Origin of the sequence: Glycomyces algeriensis, assembly GCF_027622855.1 — a bacterium.
Lineage (GTDB): Bacteria > Actinomycetota > Actinomycetes > Mycobacteriales > Micromonosporaceae > Glycomyces > Glycomyces algeriensis.
This window is the reverse complement of the sequence record NZ_JAPZVR010000004.1, coordinates 103,382-123,904: the sequence shown is the minus strand read 5'-3', so window position 1 is coordinate 123,904 and position 20,523 is coordinate 103,382. Positions and strand designations below refer to the sequence as shown.

General features: G+C 70.2%; 16 protein-coding genes. 11 read left to right on the top strand and 5 right to left on the bottom strand.

Going from position 1 to position 20,523, the window contains the following annotated elements; all coding sequences use genetic code 11:
- Positions 1–67: 67 nt before the first annotated feature.
- Entirely contained in the window at positions 68–1,342 is a 1,275-nt protein-coding gene (locus O2L52_RS09150) for an ABC transporter ATP-binding protein (protein ID WP_270115065.1), read from the bottom strand.
- Positions 1,343–1,765: 423 nt separating this feature from the next.
- On the opposite strand from O2L52_RS09150, the gene ilvA reads away from it, so the two are divergent.
- From ilvA to O2L52_RS09125, 5 genes are all read left to right on the top strand, one after another.
- The gene (ilvA, locus tag O2L52_RS09145; protein ID WP_270115064.1) at positions 1,766–2,980 is read left to right on the top strand and encodes a threonine ammonia-lyase; all 1,215 of its coding nucleotides are present in this window, start codon (positions 1,766–1,768) and stop codon (positions 2,978–2,980) included.
- Between the two features lie 3 nt (positions 2,981–2,983).
- Positions 2,984–3,673, top strand: coding sequence for a uracil-DNA glycosylase (locus O2L52_RS09140; protein WP_270115063.1), 690 nt, complete (start codon positions 2,984–2,986; stop codon positions 3,671–3,673).
- A gap of 23 nt (positions 3,674–3,696) precedes the next feature.
- Positions 3,697–3,924 carry a hypothetical protein gene (locus O2L52_RS09135; RefSeq protein WP_270115062.1) on the top strand — a complete coding sequence of 76 codons (228 nt, stop codon included), beginning with the start codon at positions 3,697–3,699 and terminating at the stop codon, positions 3,922–3,924.
- A 9-nt stretch (positions 3,925–3,933) separates the two neighbouring features.
- Positions 3,934–4,215: a hypothetical protein gene (locus tag O2L52_RS09130; protein ID WP_270115061.1), complete on the top strand. Its 282-nt coding sequence runs from the start codon at positions 3,934–3,936 to the stop codon at positions 4,213–4,215.
- Positions 4,216–4,524: 309 nt separating this feature from the next.
- Positions 4,525–5,292, top strand: coding sequence for an alpha/beta hydrolase (locus tag O2L52_RS09125; protein ID WP_344472005.1), 768 nt, complete (start codon positions 4,525–4,527; stop codon positions 5,290–5,292).
- Positions 5,293–5,737: 445 nt separating this feature from the next.
- On the opposite strand, the gene O2L52_RS09120 is transcribed toward O2L52_RS09125, so the two are convergent.
- Positions 5,738–7,045, bottom strand: coding sequence for a protein kinase domain-containing protein (locus O2L52_RS09120; RefSeq protein WP_270115059.1), 1,308 nt, complete (start codon positions 7,043–7,045; stop codon positions 5,738–5,740).
- A gap of 341 nt (positions 7,046–7,386) precedes the next feature.
- Between O2L52_RS09120 and chvE the strand changes: the two genes are divergently transcribed.
- The 3 genes from chvE to mmsB all read left to right on the top strand — a co-directional run bounded on the left by chvE (position 7,387) and on the right by mmsB (position 11,454).
- Positions 7,387–8,472 (top strand): multiple monosaccharide ABC transporter substrate-binding protein, encoded by a 1,086-nt coding sequence (gene chvE / locus O2L52_RS09115; protein ID WP_270115058.1) that lies wholly within the window; start codon positions 7,387–7,389, stop codon positions 8,470–8,472.
- A 100-nt stretch (positions 8,473–8,572) separates the two neighbouring features.
- Complete coding sequence (gene mmsA / locus O2L52_RS09110; RefSeq protein WP_270115057.1) at positions 8,573–10,126, top strand: multiple monosaccharide ABC transporter ATP-binding protein; 1,554 nt, start codon at positions 8,573–8,575, stop codon at positions 10,124–10,126.
- A complete protein-coding gene (mmsB, locus tag O2L52_RS09105; protein WP_270115056.1) occupies positions 10,123–11,454 on the top strand; it encodes a multiple monosaccharide ABC transporter permease in 1,332 nt (443 codons plus the stop codon). The genes mmsA and mmsB overlap by 4 nt, the downstream gene beginning before the upstream one ends.
- Before the next feature lie 386 nt (positions 11,455–11,840).
- Here mmsB and O2L52_RS09100 read toward each other — a convergent pair whose 3' ends face one another.
- From O2L52_RS09100 to mce, 3 genes are all read right to left on the bottom strand, one after another.
- Positions 11,841–13,664 (bottom strand): DivIVA domain-containing protein, encoded by a 1,824-nt coding sequence (locus tag O2L52_RS09100; protein WP_270115055.1) that lies wholly within the window; start codon positions 13,662–13,664, stop codon positions 11,841–11,843.
- A 174-nt stretch (positions 13,665–13,838) separates the two neighbouring features.
- Positions 13,839–15,038 (bottom strand): cell division protein DivIVA, encoded by a 1,200-nt coding sequence (locus O2L52_RS09095; protein ID WP_270115054.1) that lies wholly within the window; start codon positions 15,036–15,038, stop codon positions 13,839–13,841.
- 228 nt (positions 15,039–15,266) lie between these two features.
- Complete coding sequence (gene mce / locus O2L52_RS09090) at positions 15,267–15,695, bottom strand: methylmalonyl-CoA epimerase (RefSeq protein WP_270115053.1); 429 nt, start codon at positions 15,693–15,695, stop codon at positions 15,267–15,269.
- 32 nt (positions 15,696–15,727) lie between these two features.
- Between mce and O2L52_RS09085 the strand changes: the two genes are divergently transcribed.
- Genes O2L52_RS09085 through O2L52_RS09075 form a run of 3 tightly spaced genes read left to right on the top strand, consistent with a single transcriptional unit; the run spans position 15,728 to position 20,469 of the window.
- Positions 15,728–16,888, top strand: coding sequence for an acetyl-CoA C-acyltransferase (locus tag O2L52_RS09085; protein WP_270115052.1), 1,161 nt, complete (start codon positions 15,728–15,730; stop codon positions 16,886–16,888).
- Positions 16,888–17,808, top strand: coding sequence for a methylmalonyl Co-A mutase-associated GTPase MeaB (gene meaB, locus O2L52_RS09080; RefSeq protein ID WP_270115051.1), 921 nt, complete (start codon positions 16,888–16,890; stop codon positions 17,806–17,808). Before O2L52_RS09085 ends, meaB begins: the two co-directional genes overlap by 1 nt.
- Positions 17,809–17,847: 39 nt before the next feature.
- The gene (locus O2L52_RS09075) at positions 17,848–20,469 is read left to right on the top strand and encodes a valine--tRNA ligase (protein WP_344472011.1); all 2,622 of its coding nucleotides are present in this window, start codon (positions 17,848–17,850) and stop codon (positions 20,467–20,469) included.
- Positions 20,470–20,523 lie beyond the last annotated feature (54 nt).

Here is a 20,523-nt window from a genome sequence, read left to right as displayed (position 1 = left end):
TGACACGAACGCCGCGGGCCCCCGAACGGGGACCCGCGGCGTCGTCTTGTCCGGAAGTGTTGCGCGCCTAAGCCCGCGCCGACCAGCCGACGTCGATCCGCTTGCCGTACTTGTCGAAGTAGTGCAGCGCGTCCATGTGCACCGCCACCGTGATCGGCTGCCCGGCCGAGACCGGGATGTGCGGAGGGAGCCGGAACACCAGGTCCGCGGGCTTGCGGATCGGACCCGTGTCGGTCTCGCGCCGCTCCACCGGGGCCTGCCCGAACCCGGAGAACAGGCCGCTGAGGCGCCGGCGCGGCTTCGAGCCGTCCCGCGCCAGGTCCGGCTTGTCGCCGATGCCGTCGGGCACCACCGCGGTCGCGCCGATGTCGAGGAACACGAGCGTCTCGTGGCCGTGGTGCTCGTAGAAGCGCACGCGGCCCGCGATCGACTGGCCCGGGTGGCCGTCGGCGACCGGCGCCAGCGCCTCGGCCCGCATCCCGACCACGATGTTCTCCCCGTGGTAGCGGGCCACGGCCCGCCCGCGCAGGTCGTGCCACGGCAGCCGCAGCTCCTGCTCGCCGAAGTCAAGGGCCACATAACGGTCGAGGTACACATTGACGCGCGCCTCGAGGAGGTTCATGCGCGGCGTGCCCAGGAACGCGGCAACGTACATCGTCGCCGGGCGCTCGTACACCTCGTCCGGGGTGCCCACGTCCTGCAGGACCCCCTTGCGCATCACCGCGACCCGGTCGGCCATCGTGAGCGCCTCGGTCTGGTCGTGCGTGACGTAGAGCGTCGTCGCGTCATGGCGGCGCACCAGCGAGGAGATCTCGGTGCGCAGCTCGGCGCGCAGGCCCACGTCGAGGTTCGAGAGCGGCTCGTCCATGAGGAAGAGCTTGGGGCGGCGCACGAGCGCGCGGCCCATGGCGACGCGCTGCTGCTGGCCGCCGGACAGCTGGTTCGGCTTGCGGTCCTTGAGGTCCGAGATGCCGAGGGCGCTGGCCATGTCGCCCACGGCGTCGGGCACGGACTGGGCGTTGTTCTGCTTGCCGAGCTTGAGGGGGAAGCCGATGTTGTCGGCGACCGACATGTGCGGGTAGAGCGCGAACGTCTGGAAGATCATGGCCGCGTTGCGGTCCCGCGGCGGCAGCTCGTTGGCGTACTCGCCGTCGAGGAGGATCTCGCCGTCCGAGGGCGTCTCGAGGCCGGCGACCATGCGGAGCACAGTGGACTTCCCGCAACCGGACGGGCCGAGCAGCACGAGGAATTCGCCGTGGTTGACTTCCATGCTCAGGGAGTCCACGGCCAGGGTATCGCCGGGGAACACCTTCGAGACGTTCTTCAGCGTGACAGCAGTCACCGTTGACTCCAGGGGTTCTAAAGGGGATGGACTTGTCGCCAATCTCGGCGAAGCCCGCGTGCCGGTGATCCGCGTGCCTCGGTGAAGTCTTCGAGCCGAGAATCTGCCTGGTGAGTCGCTCGGTCGGGCGGGCGCTCGGCGAAGCGTGACTCGGAGGCTTCTTCCCGGTTAAAGATTGACGCTTAGTAGCTTAAGCCTTCCTTATCCGATGGGTAACGGCGGTCACCCGCGATCGCAGGAGGTGAACACCGGTTCACACTAGGTGCGACCTGCGGTTTCAATTGGTCGATGCATCGCCCATGCGGGTCCAAGGTCCGCATATCGGTATACAGTAACCGCTTTCTCGCTTGTGGGGGGCTTCGCCGGGAACCGCTCTCAGGCGGGTTCCCGGGGTCTCCCGGGGCGGCGCACTACGATCGAGGCGTGACGCAACTCGTGACACTCAACGACGTCCGCGCCGCGGCGGCCGAACTCGCCGGGATCGTGCGACGCACCCCCCTCGAACCCTCCCGCGACCCCGTCCTCGACGGGGTCCACCTCAAATGCGAGAACCTGCAGCGCGCCGGATCCTTCAAGATCCGCGGCGCGTACATGCGGGTCTCTCGCCTCGACCCGGCCGAACGCGCCCTCGGCGTCGTCGCGGCCTCCGCGGGCAACCACGCCCAAGGGGTCGCCCTCGCCGCCTCCACGCTGGGTATCCGCTCCACCGTGTTCATGCCCGAATCGGCCCCGCTCCCGAAAGTGGCCGCCACCAAGGGCTACGGCGCCGAGGTGATCCTCGGCGGCCTGACCGTCGACGACGCCCTCGAATCGGCCCACAAGTTCGCCGCCGAAACGGGCGCCACCCTCATCCACCCCTTCGACCACCGCGACATCGTCGCCGGGCAGGGCACCATCGCCCTCGAGATCCTCGAGCAGCTGCCCGAGACCGGCACCATCGTCACCTCGGTCGGCGGCGGCGGGCTCATCGCCGGCATCGCGGCCGCCGCGAAGGAGCTCAAGCCCGGCATCCGCATCATCGGCGTCCAGGCCGAAGGCGCCGCCGCGTACCCGCACTCCCTCGCCGTCGGCAGGCCCGTGCGGCTCGAGAAGATGCACACCATTGCGGACGGCATCAAAGTCGGCCGCCCCGGCGACGTCCCCTTCGCCCACGTAGCCTCCCTTGTGGACGAGATAGTCACCGTCACCGAAGAGGACATCAGCCGCGCGCTCCTCTCACTCCTCGAACGCAACAAGCTCGTCGTCGAGCCCGCCGGCGCTACCGCCTACGCCGCGCTCCTCAACTACTCGGTCGATTACGACGCCCCCACCGTCGCCGTCATCTCCGGCGGCAACATCGACCCGCTCCTGCTCATGCGCCTCATCGAACACGGTCTCGGCGCCTCCGGGCGGTTCATGCGCGCCAACCTGCGCTGCCCCGACCGGCCCGGCGCGCTCGCCTCGATCCTGCAGCTCGTGGGCGCCTACGGCGGCAACATCGTCGACGTCTACCACCAGCGCAGCGACCCGCGCCTGTCCGTCGGGGAAGTCGCCGTGGACCTCTCGATCGAGACCCGCGGTTCCGAACACGCGACTGAAATCGTTGCGGCCCTGCGCGACGCGGGGTATTTCGTGTCGGTGGAGGGTCCTAGCATCTGAGTCATGAACAAAACGCTTGAAGAACTGATGGAGCCCGGCTGGGCCAAGGCCCTCGCCCCCGTGGCCGACGACGTCGCCAAGATGGGCGAGTTCCTGCGCGCCGAAGTCGCCGCCGGACGCCGCTACCTGCCCGCCGCCGAGCACATCCTGCGCGCCTTCCAGCAGCCGTTCGACGACGTCAAGGTCATCATCGTCGGCCAGGACCCCTACCCCACCCCGGGCCACGCCATCGGCCTCTCCTTCGCCGTCGCCCCCGACGTGCGCCCGATCCCCAAGAGCCTGGTCAACATCTTCAACGAGTACCGCGACGACCTCGGCTTCCCCCTCCCCGCCAACGGCGACCTCACCCCCTGGGCCGAGCAGGGCGTCCTGCTGCTCAACCGCTCGCTCAGCGTCGCCCCCGGCACGCCCGCCTCGCACCGAGGCAAAGGCTGGGAATCGGTCACCGAGCAGGCCATCCGCGCCCTCGCCGAACGCGGCGGCGCCTCCGTCGCCATCCTCTGGGGCAACGACGCGCGCAAGCTCAAGGACCTCCTCGGCTCGGTCCCGGCCATCGAATCGGCCCACCCGTCGCCGCTGAGCGCCCGCCGCGGCTTCTTCGGCTCCAAGCCGTTCAGCCGCGCCAACGCCCTCCTCGTCGAGCAGGGCGGTGAGCCGGTCGACTGGCGGCTTCCGGCGCTGCAGGAGTCCTGAGGCCCGCGGGATACGGTTGACCCGTGATCGAGATCCTGGCGCAGCAAGAGTTCGGGCCGGAGCGCGACCAGGCGATGGCCGGGCCGCTCGGGCTGTTCGTGACCGTGTTCCTCGTCGTCGTGACGATCCTCCTCATCCGGGGGATGAACAAGCACGTCCGCCGGCTGAACGAGCGGGTCGCGCGCGAAGCCGCCGAGGCGGAGGCCGCCTCGGCGACCGACGCCGGGCGAGACGACCCCGCGCACGCATAAGGGCGCACCATGCCGCGCAAGAACCGCCGCCAGAGCGAAGCCCGGCGGCCGACATCGGGCGCCCAGGACCCGAGCCTGATCGACGGCCCGGACGGACCCGTCCGGGTCCGCCGCATCCCCGGCGCCGGGGCCGAGAAGACCTACCGGTGCCCCGGCTGCGACCTCGAGATCCAGCCGGGCACGCCCCACGTCGTCGCCTGGGCCGACGACGGCGACGGCGGCGACCGCCGCCACTGGCACACCGGCTGCTGGAACGCCAGGAGCCGCCGCCGGCCCGGACGCTGGCGCTGAACCAGAACTGAACGCAACGAAGGGCGGGGCCGCAGGCCCCGCCCTTCGGCACGTCCGGGTCGGCACGCTTGCGACACGTTCGGGTGACACGATCGCCGCGGGCCCCGGTTCTTGTCGTACCCGGGCGGGAAGCTGGCCGTACGGTCCCCGGGCGGGTGGGGGCTAGGGATGGCAACGGCTACCTCTTGCCCGCGCTGCGCCTCCGGCACCCGCCGCTCGAGCCGCCCATGCCAGGTGCGCCACACGCGGTGGTGCCGATCCCCTTCCAGCGGGGATAATTCCGGCGTGGCTGTCATCAGATCCGCGAGCATGCTCCCCGCCCACCGCGAGGCGCTCACGCTCCAAACCGCCGACGGGCTCGAACTCGTCGGCGAACTCGCCCTGCCCGCCGACCGCGCGCCCGAGGCGACCATCATCTGCGTCCACCCGCTGCCCACCCATGGCGGCATGATGGATTCGCACATCTACCGCAAGGCCGCCTGGCGGCTCCCCGCGCTGGCGAACATGGCGGTGCTGCGGTTCAACACCCGCGGCACCGAGTCCCAGCAGGGCACGAGCCAGGGCGCGTTCGACCACGGCGTGGGCGAGCGCTTCGACGTCGCCGCCGCGGTCGAGTACGCGGAATTCCACGAGCTGCCGCGGGTGTGGCTCGTCGGCTGGTCCTTCGGCACCGACCTCACCCTCAAGTACGGCCTGGAGCCGGGGGTCGAAGGGGCCGTGCTGCTCTCGCCGCCGCTCCGGTACTCCAAAGAGGACGATCTGGCGCGGTGGGCCGAGGACGGCCGCCCGCTGCTGGCGCTCATCCCCGAGCAGGACGACTACCTCCAGTACCCGGAGGCGAAGCAGCGCTTCGCGGCCGTGCCGCAGGCGGAGGTCGTGGAGATCGCCGGCGGCGGCCACCTATGGGTCGGCAAGGCCGAGGAGGCCCTGGACCGCATCGTGGGCCGCATCCTCCCCGAGCACGCGCCGCTGCCGACCACTTGGGAGGGACCCATGGAGCGCGGCGACACCTCCGCCTACGCGAACAAGAGTGTGGCCGCTTTCGGCGGATTCCTGCCGAAGCCGGAGCGCGACTGAGCTTCGGGCAGGACCCGCCGCTCGGCCGCGTCTGCATCCGGTTTCCTGAAGCCGGCTTCGGAGGCTTCCTTCCGAAGCCCGAACGCGACTGAGCCGACACGACCGCGCCGAACTCGACCGGCCCCAATCCGAACGCACCGAGCACGACCTGACCGGCAGGCTCGTACCTGAAGCCGCCTTCAGGCGGCTTCAGCGTGGCTTCAGGTTCGACCTCTCATCATGGAGTCACGCCGGAAGGACCGGCGCAGCACACCGGCACCGGCACGGCAGACCGGAGCCGCAGAGGCGGCGCAGATCGGCTCGGACGAGGAGTCAGCATGACGACGAAGCAAGCGGTGGCGCGAACCATGGGCGGACGGGTCCTGAGGCCTGCGACGGCGGCGACGCCCGGACACCGCGACCCGGTCGGTATCGCACCGGCTGCGGTTCCCGGGGTGCCGTGCGGTCAGGCGCACTCGAGGAAGTCGGCGATGGCGGTGGGCAGCGCCGCGTCGGCGCAGTCGGTGACGGCCACGAGGTTCTCGCCCTCGATGCGCCACACCCTGCGCTCGGTCGCGCCTTCGCCGTCGCCCCCGGAGCCGCCCGGGTAGTCCACGGTGGCGGCCACGTAGTCGCCTTCCTCGGCGCACCAGCTGTCGACGATCCGGCCGTCCTCCAACTGCTCGTCGATGCGCCCGCCCAAGAGGCTCGGGTCTGAGCAGAACGTCTCGGTGCTCTCGGGGTTGGTGGCCGCGTAGGTGGCCAGTGCGGCGCCGCCGAGGAGCGCTCCCGTGAGGGCGACGCCGGCGGTGGCCGTGGCGATGGAGCGCAGCCGCGGGCGCAGGCCGACGCGTTCCCGGCCGGGCCGGTAGGGCGCGAGTTCGGTCGAGACCGCGACGGTGACGGGGCGCAGGCCGCGGCGGGGGAGGAGGCCGTTGGCGACGGTGTCGGGCCGGGGGCCCTGGGCCTTGGGCCCGGAGAGCTGAAGGCGGGTGAGCTGCTCGCGGAAGGAGTCGGCGGTCGGGCGGCGGCGCGGGTCGGGGCTGAGGGCCGCGCCGATCATGTCGGTGAGTTCGGCGTCCACGCCGGGGATGTGCGGCACGGGGGCGGCGCGCAGCAGCGGGTCGGCGGCGTCCTCGCGGGCGTGCCGCACCCACGGGAGCCGACCGCCGAGGGCGGCGTAGAGGGCCGTGGCGAGGGCGTACACGTCTCCGGAGGGGCTGGCTGCCACCTCTCCCGCGACCGCGGCGTCGAGGTGCTCTGGGGCGGTGTAGGGGGTGGGGGGGAGGGGGGCGGCCAGGACGGGGGCGGTGACGTCGTAGGCGGTGAGCTGGAGGTGGCGGGCGGTCCCGACGAGGATGTGGGACGGCTGGATGGCACCGTGGATGAGCCCGGCGCGGTGGTAGACGGCGACGGCGTCGCTCAGGGCCACGCCGAGGGCGCGGACCTGCCCGGCGGGCATGGGCCCCTGCTCGGCGAGGAGGTCGGCGAGGCTGCGCCGGGCGGTGCCGACCGCGAGGTAGGGGCGGCCGTTCTCGGTGAGCCCGACGGCGGTGCAGGGGGACAGGTGGGGGTGGGCAGGGAGGCCGGTGAGTTTCGCGGCCCATTCGAGGAACACCTCGCGCCGGGAGCCGTCGACGCGCTCATGGGCGACGGTGACGCACAGCAGATCGGTGGGGCCTGTCGCGACGGTGCCGCTGAAGACGCTGCACACCGCGTCCCGGTGCAGTAAACGGTGTACGGCGGCGGGTCCGATGGTCTGGGTGGTCGACATCCTCACCTCCTCCGGGGGGTCAGCTGTTCGGTGTCGTGATTTGGCACTAAATGTGAGGCTAACCCATCCGATCGGTCGAGTGGTAGTCGGCCGTAGGGATGTGGGACGATCGGGTGAGCAAGAGGATACCCACAGTCATTTTCATTGAGGCGTCACGGGTTCGATGTGCCGCGAGGGAGCCGAGTGTCGGAATTCGTCGAAACTGGAAAGCAACGATTCGGACACGAGACGCATCCGCTGTTGACGGTTGTGGAAAAACGTTGAACTATCGAATCCGTCTTGACCCCAGGGCGTCGTCGGTCGTGCACCGGCACCGCCCGGTACGAAGGAGTACTAAGCAGATGAACGTCAACCGACGACACCTGATGACCGGAACCATCGGCGCGGCCGCAGTCGCCATGGTCGCTTCCGCCTGCGCCTCTGAAGACGGCGGCGGCGACGGCTCGGGCGGCAAGAAGGTCGGCATCGCGATGCCGACCAAGACCTCCGAGCGCTGGATCCTTGACGGTGACAACCTGAAGGCCGCATTCGAGGACGAGGGCTACGAAGTCACCCTCCAGTACTCGAACGACGTCGCCGCCGACCAGGTCAGCGCCATCGAGACCATGGTCGGCCAGAACGTGGACGTCCTCGTCATCGCCGCGATCGACAACAAGTCGCTCAGCGGCGTCCTCGCCCAGGCCAAGGGCCAGGACATCACGGTCATCGCTTACGACCGCCTCATCCTTGACACGCCGGACGTCGACTACTACGCGTCGTTCGACAACACCAAGGTCGGCACGCTGCAGGGCACCTACATCGTCGAGGCCCTCGACCTCGCCAACCAGCCCGGCCCGTTCAACATCGAGCTCTTCGCTGGGGCGTTGACCGATAACAACACCAAGTACTTCTTCGGCGGCGCCTGGGAGGTCCTCGAGCCCTACGTCACCGGCGGCCAGCTCGTGGTGAAGTCCGGCCAGACCACGCTCGAGCAGATCGCCACCGAGAACTGGGACGGCGCCGTCGCGCAGGAGCGCATGGACAACATCCTGTCCAACTTCTACAACGACGGCTCCCAGGTCGACGCGGTGCTCTCGCCCTACGACGGCATCAGCCGCGGCATCATCGCCTCGCTCCAGGGCAACGGCTACACCACGATGCCCGTCATCACCGGCCAGGACGCCGAGGTCGAGTCCGTGAAGTACATCATCGACGGCCTGCAGTCGATGACCGTCTACAAGGACACCCGCGAGCTCGCGGCCACCACGGTCGACATGGTCGTCGCGGTCCTCGACGGCAAGGACCCCGAGGTCAACGACACCGACACCTACGACAACGGCAACAAGGTCGTCCCGGCCTACCTGCTGGAGCCGGTCAGCGTGGACGTGAACAACTACCAGGAGATCGTCGTCGACTCCGGCTACATCGAGGCCGAAGAGCTGGCCTAACGGTCACCGCCAGACCTTTCTCTCAGGGACGCCCTGCCCGCCATGGGCGTCCCTGAACCTCTCCCCAGAGCAGTCCAATCTTTCAAAATGGGACGAAGCAATGTCTGAAGACATCCTCCGAATGCGGGGGATCACCAAGCGGTTCCCGGGCGTGCTCGCACTGTCCGGGGTCGCATTGGGGGTCAAGCGGGCCACGATCCACGCACTCGTCGGCGAGAACGGCGCCGGCAAGTCGACGCTGATGAAGATCCTGTCGGGCGTATACGCCTACGGGGACTTCGACGGCGAGATCGAGTTCGACGGCGAGCCCGCCCAGTTCAAGAACATCCGCGACTCCGAAGCCGCCGGCGTCGTCATCATCCACCAGGAGCTCGCCCTCGTCGGGGAGCTCTCCATCGCCGAGAACATCTTCCTCGGCAACGAGCGCAAGCGCGGCGGCGTCATCTCCTGGGACCGCACCAACACCGAGGCCGCCCGCCTCATGCAGAAGGTCGGCCTCCACGACAACCCGGCCACGCTGGTCGAGAAGATCGGCGTGGGCAAGCAGCAGCTCGTCGAGATCGCCAAGGCCCTGTCCAAGGACGTCAAGCTCCTGATCCTGGACGAGCCGACCGCCGCGCTCAACGACTCCGACTCCGAGAACCTCCTGGAGCTGCTCCGCCAGCTCCGCGAGGAGGGCGTCACCAGCATCATCATCTCCCACAAGCTGGGAGAGGTCTTGTCGGTCGCCGACCGGATCACCGTGCTGCGCGACGGCCAGTCGATCGAGACCATGGAGACCGACGCCGGCGCCGTCACCGAGGACCGGCTCATCAAGTCCATGGTCGGCCGCGACCTCGAGCACCTGTACCCGCCGCACGAACCGAAGATCGGCAAGGTCTTCTTCGAGGTCAACGACTGGACGGTGTACCACCCGGAGCAGCGCGACAGGGTGATCGTCAACAAGGCGTCGCTCAACGTCGCCCGCGGCGAGATCGTCGGCCTGGCAGGGCTCATGGGCGCCGGCCGCACCGAGTTCGCGATGAGCGTCTTCGGCCGCAGCTGGGGCTCGAACATCACCGGCGAGGCCACGATGGACGGCAAGCGGCTCCACGCCCGCAACGTCCCCGAGGCCATCGAGGCCGGCCTGGCCTACGCCACCGAGGACCGCAAGCACTACGGCCTGCACCTCGACTACGACCTGCGGGAGAACTTCACCCTCCCCGGGCTCGACCGGCTCTCCACGCGCGGCGTCGTCGACCAGGACAAGGTCAACGCGGTCTCCGAACGCCTGCGCGTCGAGTTCGGCGTCAAAGCGCCGTCGGTCTACTCGCTCGCCGGCAACCTGTCCGGCGGCAACCAGCAGAAGGTCGTGCTCGGGAAGTGGGTCTTCACCGAACCCGAGCTGCTCATCCTCGACGAGCCGACGCGAGGCATCGACGTCGGCGCCAAGTACGAGATCTACGAGCTGATCCACAAGCTGGTCGACCAGGGCAAGGGAGTTCTCATGATCTCCTCCGAACTGCCAGAGCTGCTCGGCATGTGCGACCGCATCTATGCGATGAGCGCCGGCCACATCACCGGTCAGGTCGACCGGGCCAACGCCACACAGGAAGAGCTGATGCGTCTCATGACCCTTGAGACCGCCAGCGGGGGAGAAGAGCAACGCCAATGACCACCGTCCCGACCAAGACCCGGCCGAGCTTCCTCTCGGCAGTGCGCAACATCAACCTGCGCGCCTACGGCATGATCATCGCCCTGGTGCTGATCATGATCCTGTTCCAGGTCCTCAACGTGACCCTGCAGAACGAAAACTTCATCACGCCGCTGAACATCACGAACGTGATCCTGCAGAACTCGTACATCCTGATCCTCGCGATCGGGATGATGCTGGTCATCGTCAACGGCCACATCGACCTGTCGGTCGGCTCCGTGCTGGCGTTCTGCGGCGCCATGTCGGCGATCGCGCTCTCCGACTGGGGCTGGCCCTGGTACGTCGCGGTGCTCTTCGCCGTGGCCCTCGGCGCCGCGATCGGCGTCTGGCAGGCGTTCTGGATCGCGTACGTGCGCATCCCCGCGTTCATCGTGACCCTCGCGGGCATGCTCATCTTCCGCGGCCTGACCCTCAAGGCCCTGGACGCGGAGACCAAGGGCACCACCGGCACCTTCAACGAGCTCGCCTCCGGCTACCAGTTCATGGGCGTCGACCTCCGGGTGCCGACCCTCGTGGTGGGCGTCGTGGGCGCGGCTCTGTTCGTGTACTTCTCGGTGCGCAGCCGCAGCCGCCAGGTGAAGGCCGGCATCGCCGCCTCCTCCTCGACGACCTGGGTGATCAAGACCGCGGCGATCGCCGCCGTCATGCTCGCCGCCGCGTACACGTTCTACTCGTACAAGGGCCTGCCGATCATCGGCTGGATCCTGCTGGGCCTGGTCCTGCTGTTCACGTTCATCGCGAACCGCACCGTGTTCGGCCGCCACGTCTACGCGGGCGGCGGGAACGAGAAGGCCGCGATGCTCTCGGGCGTCAAGACCAAGCAGACGACGTTCTTCGTCTTCGTGATCATGGGCGCGCTGGCGGGCCTCGCGGGCGTCATCGTGACCGCCCGCCTGCACGCGGCGACGCCGGGCGCGGGCAACGCGTTCGAGCTCGACGCCATCGCGGCCTCGTTCATCGGCGGCGCCTCGGTCACCGGCGGCGTCGGCACCATCATCGGTGCGGTCATCGGTGGTCTCGTGATGGGCGTCCTGCGCCAGGGCATGCAGGTCCTCGGCATCGCGACCGACACGGTCCAGATCATCCTGGGCCTGGTCGTCCTCGCGGCGGTCCTGTTCGACGTCTGGAACAAGAAGCGCGCCACCGGCGGCGGCCTGATGCCGCCGATCGTCGGCACCACCGCGGGCGGTTCGGGCGACGCGAAGCGCAGGGCCAAGGAGGGCACCGACAAGGAGCCCACCAAGGCCGGCACGCTCGACGCGACCACGAGTGACAAGGACATCTCGTAGCCGCTCCAAGGCGACACTGAGGGGCCCGCAGCGCGTATGCGCCGCGGGCCCCTTCGCGTTCGGCCGCCGGCGGGCGTACGGGTGGCCCCGGGTACCCGCCCAGTCCCACCTTCACCACTACCAGTGAAAAGGACACCCTCCCATACGGGTCCGACAAGATGCCGCTGTCGAACAAGACGTGAGCGATACTCGTTGCCGGGAGCCGGGAGCCGGGAGCCGGGAGCCGGGAGCCGGGAGCCGGGAGCCGGGAGCCGGGAGCCGGGAGCCGGGAGCCGGGAGCCGGGAGCCGGGAGCCGGGAGCCGGGAGCCGGGAGCCGGGAGCCGACGGTAAACGAAAGGGCCCGGTGCGGATGTCCGCACCGGGCCCTTTCGTTCGCTTCAGCGGCTTAGGAGGACGAGACCCTCTCGGCCGCTTCGCTGGTCTGCTTGCCGCCGCCCTGGGGCCGCTTGCGGCCGTTGGTCGGCTTGTTCACTGCGGTCTCCGCGACGGGCGCCTCCGGCACGACCGGCTCGGCCGCCTTCGGGGGCTCCTCGGAGCGGGCCGCGCGGGCCTCTTCGATGAGCTTCCTCGCCTGCGCGCGGGCCGTGGCCAGGATCGCCTCGGAGTCGCGCCGCGCGGTCTGCTTGGCGCTCTTGGAGAGCTCCTCGGCGCGGCGCTTCGCGTTCTCGGCCTTCTTCTCGGCCTCGGTCACGTAGTGGTCGCGCTCGGAGCGGATCTGCTCGGCCTCCCGGCCGGCCGCTTCGAGGATGAGCTCGGCCTCAGCCCTGGCCTCGGCGAGCAGCCGCTCGCGCTCGGCCTCGATCTCGGCCAGCTGGGTGCGGGCGCGCTCCACTTCGGACTCTGCCGCGATCCTCGCCCGGTCGGCGTTCTCGCGCAGCTTCGCGGCCTCCGCGGCGGCTTCGGCGGTGACCCGCTCGGCCTCGGCGGCGGCCTGCTCGCGCAGGCGGGCCGTCTCGGCCGCGGTCTCCTCGTTGAGCTTGCGGGCCGCGACCTCGGCGGCTTTGCGCTCCTTGCGGGACGCGTCGGCCGCCTCCTCGCGCAGGCGCTGGGTCTCGCGCTCGGTCTCCTCGGCCAGCCGCAGCGCGCTCGCCTCGGCGGCCTCGCGCTCCATGCGGGCGGCCTCTGCGGCCTCGGCGGTGAGCTTGGCGACCTTCTCCTCGGTCTCGGTGTTGAGCCGCAGCGCTTCGGCCTCGGCCTCCTCCAGGCGACGCTGGGCGTCGAGGCGGAGCCGCTTGGCCTCGTCGGCGGCCTCGGTGCGGCTCAGGGTCGCGTTGTCGGCGGCCTCGGCCCGTACGCGCATGGCCTCGTTCTCGGCTTCGGTGCGGACGGCCTGCGCGAACGTCTCGGTCTCCTGCTTGAACTTCTCGAGGTTCTCGACGGCCTCGGTGCGCAGGTCCCGCAGCTCGGCCTCGTGCTCGGCGCGCTTGCGCTCGGCCTCGGCCTCCGCTTCGGCGGAGATCCGGTCGGCCTTCTCGCGGGCCTCGGTGATGGCCTGCTCGGACGCGAGGGCGGCGTCGTCCTTGAGCTGCTGGGCCTCGGCGCGGAGGCGCTCGACGTGAGCGACCAGCTGCCGGGTCTGCTCGTCAGCCGCGGCGCGCTTGTTCTCGGCGTCCTGCTCGGCCTCGGCCACCAGTGCCGCGGCGCGCTCCTTGGCCTGGTCCACCATGGCCTGCGCTTCGCGGGCGCGCTTGTTGATCTCGGCGTCGATGATCGCGCGCCGGTCGGCCTCGGCCTTCTCGGCGGCGGCCCGGCGCGCCTTCAGCGTGGTCTCGAAGTCCTTGCGGGCCTGCTCGATCTGCGCCTCGGCCTCGCGGAGGCGATTGTCCGCGTGGTGGTGCAGATGCTGGGTCTGCGCGTGGGCGTTGGCCTTGATCTCCTCGGCCTGCTCCTCCGCGAGGGTGAGCATGTGCTCGATCCGCACGCCCAGGTGCCGGTACGAGGCCTTGTCGCCCGCGGCACTGCGGCGCCTGAGCTCCTGGATCTGGGCCTGGAGCTGCTGGATCTGGATGACCAGCCGGTCGATCTGCGCGACCGCTTCCGCCCGTTCACCGGCGAGGGTGTCCATCTGGAGCTGCATCTGCTGCAGGAACCGCTTGACCTGTCCCTTGTCGTATCCGCGCAAGGCGGTCTCGAACTCGTACTCGACGGGTCCACCCTCGTTGAATCCGGTCAGCAGTTCCGAGTCGTCCAGTCTGTCTTCACGCGCCATACCCTCATCCTCACGTAAGCCGCGTCCCGCCACGTCCGGCAAGGGACCGGATGTGACGGGACGCGGCCGAAGCTGTGGTTCCTCCACCGTCGACCTACGCCTGCGATCATTCTTCACTGTCGCAGACTTCGACGGTAACGCGGATTCGCCAGGTTTACTTGTCGTCCTGTTTTTCTACTTGTCGTCGCCCTGCTGCCCAAGGGCGCCACCAAGGGCGCCGCTGACCAGACCGCTGAGGTTGCGCAGGGTCTCCTGCACCTGGTCCCGCTTCGCGGTGAGCTCGGCCACCTTGGTCTCGGCGTCCGTCGTGACGCGTTCGGCGTCCGACTTGGCGTCCGCCAGCAGCCGCTCGGCCTCGGACTTCGCGTCGGCGACGAGCTTCTGGGCGTCCTTCTTGGCCTTGCCGGTGGTCTCGCTGGCGTAGTTGTCGGCCTCGGAGCGCTTCTCCTCGCCGCGGGTCTCCGCGGCCTTGGCGCGCTCTTCGGCGTCGCGGGCGCGGTTCTCGGCGTCGGACACGAGCTTCTGGGTCTCGGCGACCGCGCGGGTGTGGCGGTCGGACTCCTCGCGCTCGGCCTTCTCCTTGCGCTCGGCCAGTTCGAGGTCGAGGGCCTGGAGGTCCTTGTCGCGCTTCTCCTTCGCCTCGGCGAAGAGCTTCGCGGCCTCGGCGCGCTTCTCCTCGGCCTCGCGGGCGGCCTTGGCGCGCAGCTGGGTGATCTCGCGGTCCGCCGTGGCACGGAGGGTCGCGACCTCGCGCTCGACGGAGGCCTTGAGCTCGGCCACTTCGTGTCCGGTGGCGGTGCGCAGCTGCTTGGTCTCGCGCTCGGCGTCGGCGCGGAGGGTCTCGCACTCGCGGCGGGCGTTGGTCCGCAGCTCCGCGACCTCGCGCTCCACCTGCGTGCGGAGGGTGTTGGCCTCGCGCTCGGCGTTCTGCTTCAGGGAGCCGGCCTCGCCGCGGGCGGCGTCGGTGATCTCGCGGGACTCGAGGCGGGCGGCCGAGAGGATGCCCTCGGTCTCGCGCTTGGCCTCGGCGCGGTGCTCGTTCGCCTGCTCCTCGGCCAGCCGCAGGATCTGCTCGACCCGGGTGCCGAGCCCGGAGAGCGTCGGGCGGGTGTTCTCCTCGAGCTGCTTCTGCTGCTCGGCGAGGCGCTGCTCGAGACCCTGGATGCGCTGCTCGGCCTGGCGCAGACGACGCTGGGCGTCCGTCATCCGCTGCTCGGCCTCGGTCCGCTGCGACTCGGTCTGCTTCAGCTTGCCGAGGTTCTTCTGGATGAACTCATCCACCTGGTGCCGGTCGTAACCCCGCAACTGCACGGGGAATTCCGGCACCGATTGGTCGTTGTCGAAAAAGGTACTGCTGGAGGGCTGCTGCGACATGGACCAATACTTGCAGACGCGAATGCGAATGTCGACAGCAAGGTCAGGGGTTTGTGGAGGGCGAACCACCCGCAACACTAGCCGCAAAACGGTCGAAATCCTTGAAACGACACGGAAGTCGACGGCAGTGAAGTTTCGGTGTCCGGCGGGTGTCACCCGAACGACGTCATCTATCCGACAGTGCGCGTGGCACTACGGTCGCCCTCCGACAGCGGACCTGCAAGGGCCCTATGCCGGTTCGACCAGTTCGACCAGGACGCCCCCGGCGTCCCGCGGGTGCACGAAGTTGATCTTGGAGCCCGCGGTGCCCTGGCGGGCCTCCTCATAAAGGAGCCGGCACCCGCGCGCCCGCAGTGCGGCCGCCGCCGCCTCGACGTCCGCGACGGTGAACGCCAGCTGCTGCAGTCCCGGCCCCTTCGACCCGATGAACTTCGCGATCGGCGAGGCGTCACCGAGCGGCGCGAGCAGCTGCACCTGCGCGCCGCCCTCAGGCCACGCGACCATCGCCTCGACCACCCCCTGCGCCTCGTTGACCTCCCGGTGCACCTCGGTCCCGCCGAGCGCGCCCGCATACCACTCCAGGGCCGCATCCAGGTCCGGGACCGCGATCCCGACGTGATCGATGCGCCGCAGTCCGATTCCCTCTGTGAACGTCATACGATCGAGGGTATCGACCAACGGAGGTCTCCATGAACGACGACAACGCCGTCATCCTCGCCAGTGCCCGGACACCCATCGGGCGCTTCAACGGCGCGCTCAGCGACATCCCCGCCACCGATCTGGCCGGGACCGCGATCAGAGCCGCACTCGAGCGCGCCGGGGTCGCCCCCGAACGCGTCGACCAGGTCATCCTCGGGCAGGTGCTGCCCGCCGGATGCGGTCAGAACCCCGCCCGCCAGGCCGCCGTCGCGGCCGGGCTGCCCATGAGCATCCCGTCCCTGTCCGTCAACAAGGTCTGCCTCTCGGGGCTCACCGCCGTCGGCCTGGCCGACCAGCTCCTGCGCGGCGGCGCCGCCGACGTCATCGTCGCCGGGGGCATGGAGTCGATGAGCCGCGCCCCGCACCTGCTGCCCGGCTCGCGCCGCGGCTTCAAGTACGGCGAGGCCGTGCTCCTGGACCACCTCGCGCACGACGGCCTCACCGACGCCTACGACGGCATCTCCATGGGCGAGTCCACCGAGCGCCACCTCAAGGGCCGCTCGATCACCCGCGAGGACCAGGACGCCTTCGCCGCCTACTCGCACCAGCGCGCCGCCAAGGCCGCCGAGCACCTCGCCGAGGAGATCACCGCCGTCGAGACCCGCAAGGGGCTCGTGGACGCCGACGAGGGCGTCCGGCCCGACTCCACCGCGGAAGGCCTCGCCCAGCTGCGCCCGGCGTTCATGGAGAACGGCACCATCACCGCCGCCACGGCCTCGCAGATCTCCGACGGCGCCTCCGCGCTCGTCCTGGCCAGGAAGTCCACCGCCGTCGCGAACGGCTGGACCTGGACCGCCGAGATCCTCGCGTACGCCACCGTGGCCGGGCCCGACAACTCGCTGCTCGACCAGCCCGCCAATGCGATCGCCAAAGCCCTGGCGATGGCCGGCGTCGCGGCCGCGGACCTCGACGTGGTCGAGATGAACGAGGCCTTCGCCGCCGTCGTCCTGGCCTCGGCCGAGACCCTCGGCGTCGACCTCGAACGCGTGAACCCCGAGGGCGGCGCGATCGCGCTCGGCCACCCGATCGGGGCCTCCGGGGCGCGCCTCGCCCAGACCCTCGCCCGCCAGCTCGGCCCCGGCCGGCTCGGTGCGGCAGGCCTGTGCGGCGGCGGCGGCCAGGGCGACGCGATCGTCCTCAAGGGAGCCTGATGCAGGTCAGCGACCTGGTGGCGGCGGCCCGCGCGGGAGACCGCCGGGCCACCGCCCGTCTCATCACCGCCGTAGAGAACAGCACTGCCGACGCCCCTGACGTCGCGCGCCTCGCCACCGGCGGCGACGCGCTCATCATCGGCGTCACCGGCTCGCCCGGCGTCGGCAAGTCCACGCTCGTCTCGGCGCTCATCACCGCCTGGCGCGAGACGGGCCTGCGCGTCGGCGTCCTCGCCGTCGACCCCTCCAGCCCCTTCAGCGGCGGGGCGATCCTCGGCGACCGCGTCCGCATGGCCGACCACGCCCTCGACGACGGGGTCTACATCCGCTCCGTCGCCACCCGCGGCCACCTCGGCGGCCTCGCCGCCACCACCGGCGCGGCCGTGCGGCTCCTCGAAGGCGTCGGCTTCGACGTCGTCATCGTCGAGACCGTGGGCGTCGGCCAGGCCGAGGTCGAGATCGCGGCCCTCGCCGACACGACACTGCTCCTCCTCGCGCCCGGCATGGGCGACGGCATCCAGGCCGTCAAGGCCGGGGTCGTGGAGATCGCGGACGTCTACGTCGTCAACAAGGCCGACCGGCCCGGCGCCGACGGGACCGTGCGCGACCTCCGGGCCCTCATGAGCCTCGTCCGCCGCGAACCCGGCGAGTGGCGCCAGCCGATCTGCTCCACCGTCGCCTCCGAGGCCAAGGGCATCGACGACCTGGTCGCGGCCATCACCAAGCACCGCGACTGGCTCGCCGGCGGGGACCACCTCGCCGACAAGCGCCGCCGCCGCGCCGAAGCCGAGATCCGCGCCCGCGTCGACGCCGAGCTCCGCCGCCGCTACACCGTCCCCGAGGCGCTGGCCGAACAGGTCGCGAACGGCGAGACGGACGTGGCGACGGCGGTGGGAAGGGTTCTGGGCGACACCGCGTAAACCGCTTCGCATCCCTGCATGCGTGCTCCTTACACTTGACTGGTGACAGACGCAGCGAAGAAGACACCGGACATGGAAACCCAGCTCCCGAAGACGTACGCGCCCGTAGAGGTAGAGGCGCGACGCTACGCGAAGTGGGTAGCCGACGGTCGCTTCAAGGCTGACGACGCCTCGGACCGCGAGCCCTACGCCATCGTGATCCCGCCGCCGAACGTGACCGGCCAGCTGCACCTCGGGCACGCGCTCGACCACACCATCATCGACACCCTCGTGCGCCGCGAGCGCATGCGCGGCAAGGAGGCCCTGTTCCTGCCGGGCACCGACCACGCCGGGATCTCGACGCAGAACGTGGTGGAGCGCCAGCTCGCCGACAAGGAGGGCCTGTCCCGCCACGACCTCGGCCGCGAGGGGTTCATCGAGCGCGTGTGGGAGTGGAAGGACGTCTACCACGAGCGCATCACCTCGCAGATGAAGAAGATCGGCGACGGCGTCGACTGGGACCGCGAGCGGTTCACGCTCGACGACGGGCTCTCCAGCGCCGTGCAGACGATGTTCAAGCGCATGTACGACGACGGCATGATCTACCGCGCCGAGCGCATCATCAACTGGTGCCCGCGCTGCATGACCGCGCTCTCCGACGCCGAAGTGGAGCACCAGGACGACGCGGGCGAGCTCGTGTCCATGCGCTACGGCGACGGCGAGGACTCGATCGTGGTCGCCACGACCCGCCTGGAGACGATGCTCGGCGACACCGCCGTGGCCGTCCACCCCGACGACGAGCGCTACCGGCACCTGCTCGGCACCACCGTCGAGGTCCCGTTCACGGGCCGGCGCATCCCGATCGTGGCCGACGCGCACGTCGACCCCGAGTTCGGGACCGGCGCGGTCAAGGTGACCCCGGCGCACGACCCGAACGACTTCGCGATCGGCCAGCGCCACGACCTGGACTCGATCCTCATCATGGACGAGCGCGGCGTGATCACCGCGCACGGCCCGTTCCAGGGGCTCGACCGGTTCGAGGCCCGCTCGGCGATCGCCTCGGCGCTGCGCGCCGAAGGCCGCATCATCGCCGAGAAGCGCCCGTACGTGCACGCGGTCGGCCACTGCGAGCGCTGCGACACCACGGTGGAGCCGCGCCTGTCGCTCCAGTGGTTCGTGAAGGTGGAGCGCCTCGCGAAGATGGCCGGTGACGCGGTGCGCACCGGTGAGACGAAGATCCACCCGCCGGAGATGGAGAAGCGCTACTTCGCGTGGGTGGACAACCTGCTCGACTGGTGCATCTCGCGTCAGCTGTGGTGGGGCCACCGGATCCCGATCTGGTACGGCCCCAATGGGGAAGAGGTGTGCGTGGGCCCGGGCGAGACCGCGCCCGAGGGGTACGTGCAGGACTCCGACGTGCTCGACACGTGGTTCTCCTCGGGGTTGTGGCCGTTCTCCACGCTCGGCTGGCCGGAGGAGACGCCCGCGCTGGCGAAGTTCTATCCGACGGCCGCGCTCGTGACCGGCTGGGACATCATCTTCTTCTGGGTGGTGCGGATGATGATGTTCGGCACCTACGCGATGGGCGAGGCGCCCTTCAAAGAGGTGTACCTGCACGGGCTCATCCGCGACAAGGACGGCAAGAAGATGTCCAAGTCCTCCGGGAACGGCATCGACCCGCTCGAGGTGGTGGACCAGTACGGCGCGGACGCGCTGCGGTTCATGCTCGCGCGGGACGCGAACCCGGGCGCCGACTCGATCGCGTCGATCGAGCTCGCCGAGGTCGCGCGGAACTTCTGCAACAAGCTGTGGAACGGCACCCGGTTCGCGCTCATGAGCGGCGCCACGGTGGAGGGCGACCTCCCCGCGGACCTGTCGCTGATCGACCGGTGGGTCCTGTCGCGGCTCTCGAAGACCGTGGAGAGCGTCGACGGCCACCTCGAGCAGTACGAGTTCGCGAAGGCCATGGACGCGCTCTACCACTTCGCGTGGGACGACGTGTTCGACGTGTACCTCGAGCTCACCAAGCCGGTGCTGGGCGCGGGCGGCCGGGCCGCCGACGACACGCGCCGGGTGCTCGGGCACGTCTTCGACCAGCTGCTGCGCCTGCTGCACCCGGTGATCCCGTTCGTCACCGAGGAGCTGTGGCTGACACTCACCGGCACCGAGGAGCAGGGCGACTCGCTGACCGTGGCCGCGTGGCCGGTCCCGTCCGGTGTGGACGAGGAGGCTGAGCGGCTCGTGGCGGCCATGCAGCACGTGGTCGTGGAGGTGCGCCGCTTCCGCTCGGACCAGGGCGTGAAGCCCAGCCAGCGGGTGGCCGCGCGCATCACCGGCCTGGACGCGGCCGGCCTGGCCGACCAGGAGTGGCTCATCCGCTCGTTCGTGAAGCTCGACGCCGAGTCCGAGGGCTTCGCGCCGACCGCCGAACTCGCGGTGTCCGACCAGGTCACCGTCGCGCTCGACACGTCGGGGACGATTGACGTCGCCGCCGAGCGGGCCCGTCTCGACAAGGCGCTGAAGGCCGCGGAGAAGGAGCTGGCGGGCACCTTGGGCAAGCTCGGCAACGAGGCGTTCCTGTCGAAGGCGCCCGATGCCGTGGTCGACAAGATCAAGGCGCGCAAGGCGACCGCCGAGGCCGACATCGCGCGCATCACGGCGCAGCTCGAACGACTGGCGTAACCGGGGCCGGGGGGGGGGGGGGGCGGGCGGCCGCGCCCCCTCCCCCCCACCCCG

Coding starts and splice junctions, on each gene's coding strand:
- O2L52_RS09140 (WP_270115063.1), top strand. CDS start 2,984: ATGAACAAAACGCTTGAAGAACTGATGGAGCCCGGCTGGGCCAAGGCC.
- O2L52_RS09130 (WP_270115061.1), top strand. CDS start 3,934: ATGCCGCGCAAGAACCGCCGCCAGAGCGAAGCCCGGCGGCCGACATCG.
- O2L52_RS09125 (WP_344472005.1), top strand. CDS start 4,525: ATGCTCCCCGCCCACCGCGAGGCGCTCACGCTCCAAACCGCCGACGGG.
- O2L52_RS09120 (WP_270115059.1), bottom strand. CDS start 7,045: ATGTCGACCACCCAGACCATCGGACCCGCCGCCGTACACCGTTTACTG.
- chvE (WP_270115058.1), top strand. CDS start 7,387: ATGAACGTCAACCGACGACACCTGATGACCGGAACCATCGGCGCGGCC.
- mmsA (WP_270115057.1), top strand. CDS start 8,573: ATGTCTGAAGACATCCTCCGAATGCGGGGGATCACCAAGCGGTTCCCG.
- mmsB (WP_270115056.1), top strand. CDS start 10,123: ATGACCACCGTCCCGACCAAGACCCGGCCGAGCTTCCTCTCGGCAGTG.
- O2L52_RS09100 (WP_270115055.1), bottom strand. CDS start 13,664: ATGGCGCGTGAAGACAGACTGGACGACTCGGAACTGCTGACCGGATTC.
- O2L52_RS09095 (WP_270115054.1), bottom strand. CDS start 15,038: ATGTCGCAGCAGCCCTCCAGCAGTACCTTTTTCGACAACGACCAATCG.
- mce (WP_270115053.1), bottom strand. CDS start 15,695: ATGACGTTCACAGAGGGAATCGGACTGCGGCGCATCGATCACGTCGGG.
- O2L52_RS09085 (WP_270115052.1), top strand. CDS start 15,728: ATGAACGACGACAACGCCGTCATCCTCGCCAGTGCCCGGACACCCATC.
- meaB (WP_270115051.1), top strand. CDS start 16,888: ATGCAGGTCAGCGACCTGGTGGCGGCGGCCCGCGCGGGAGACCGCCGG.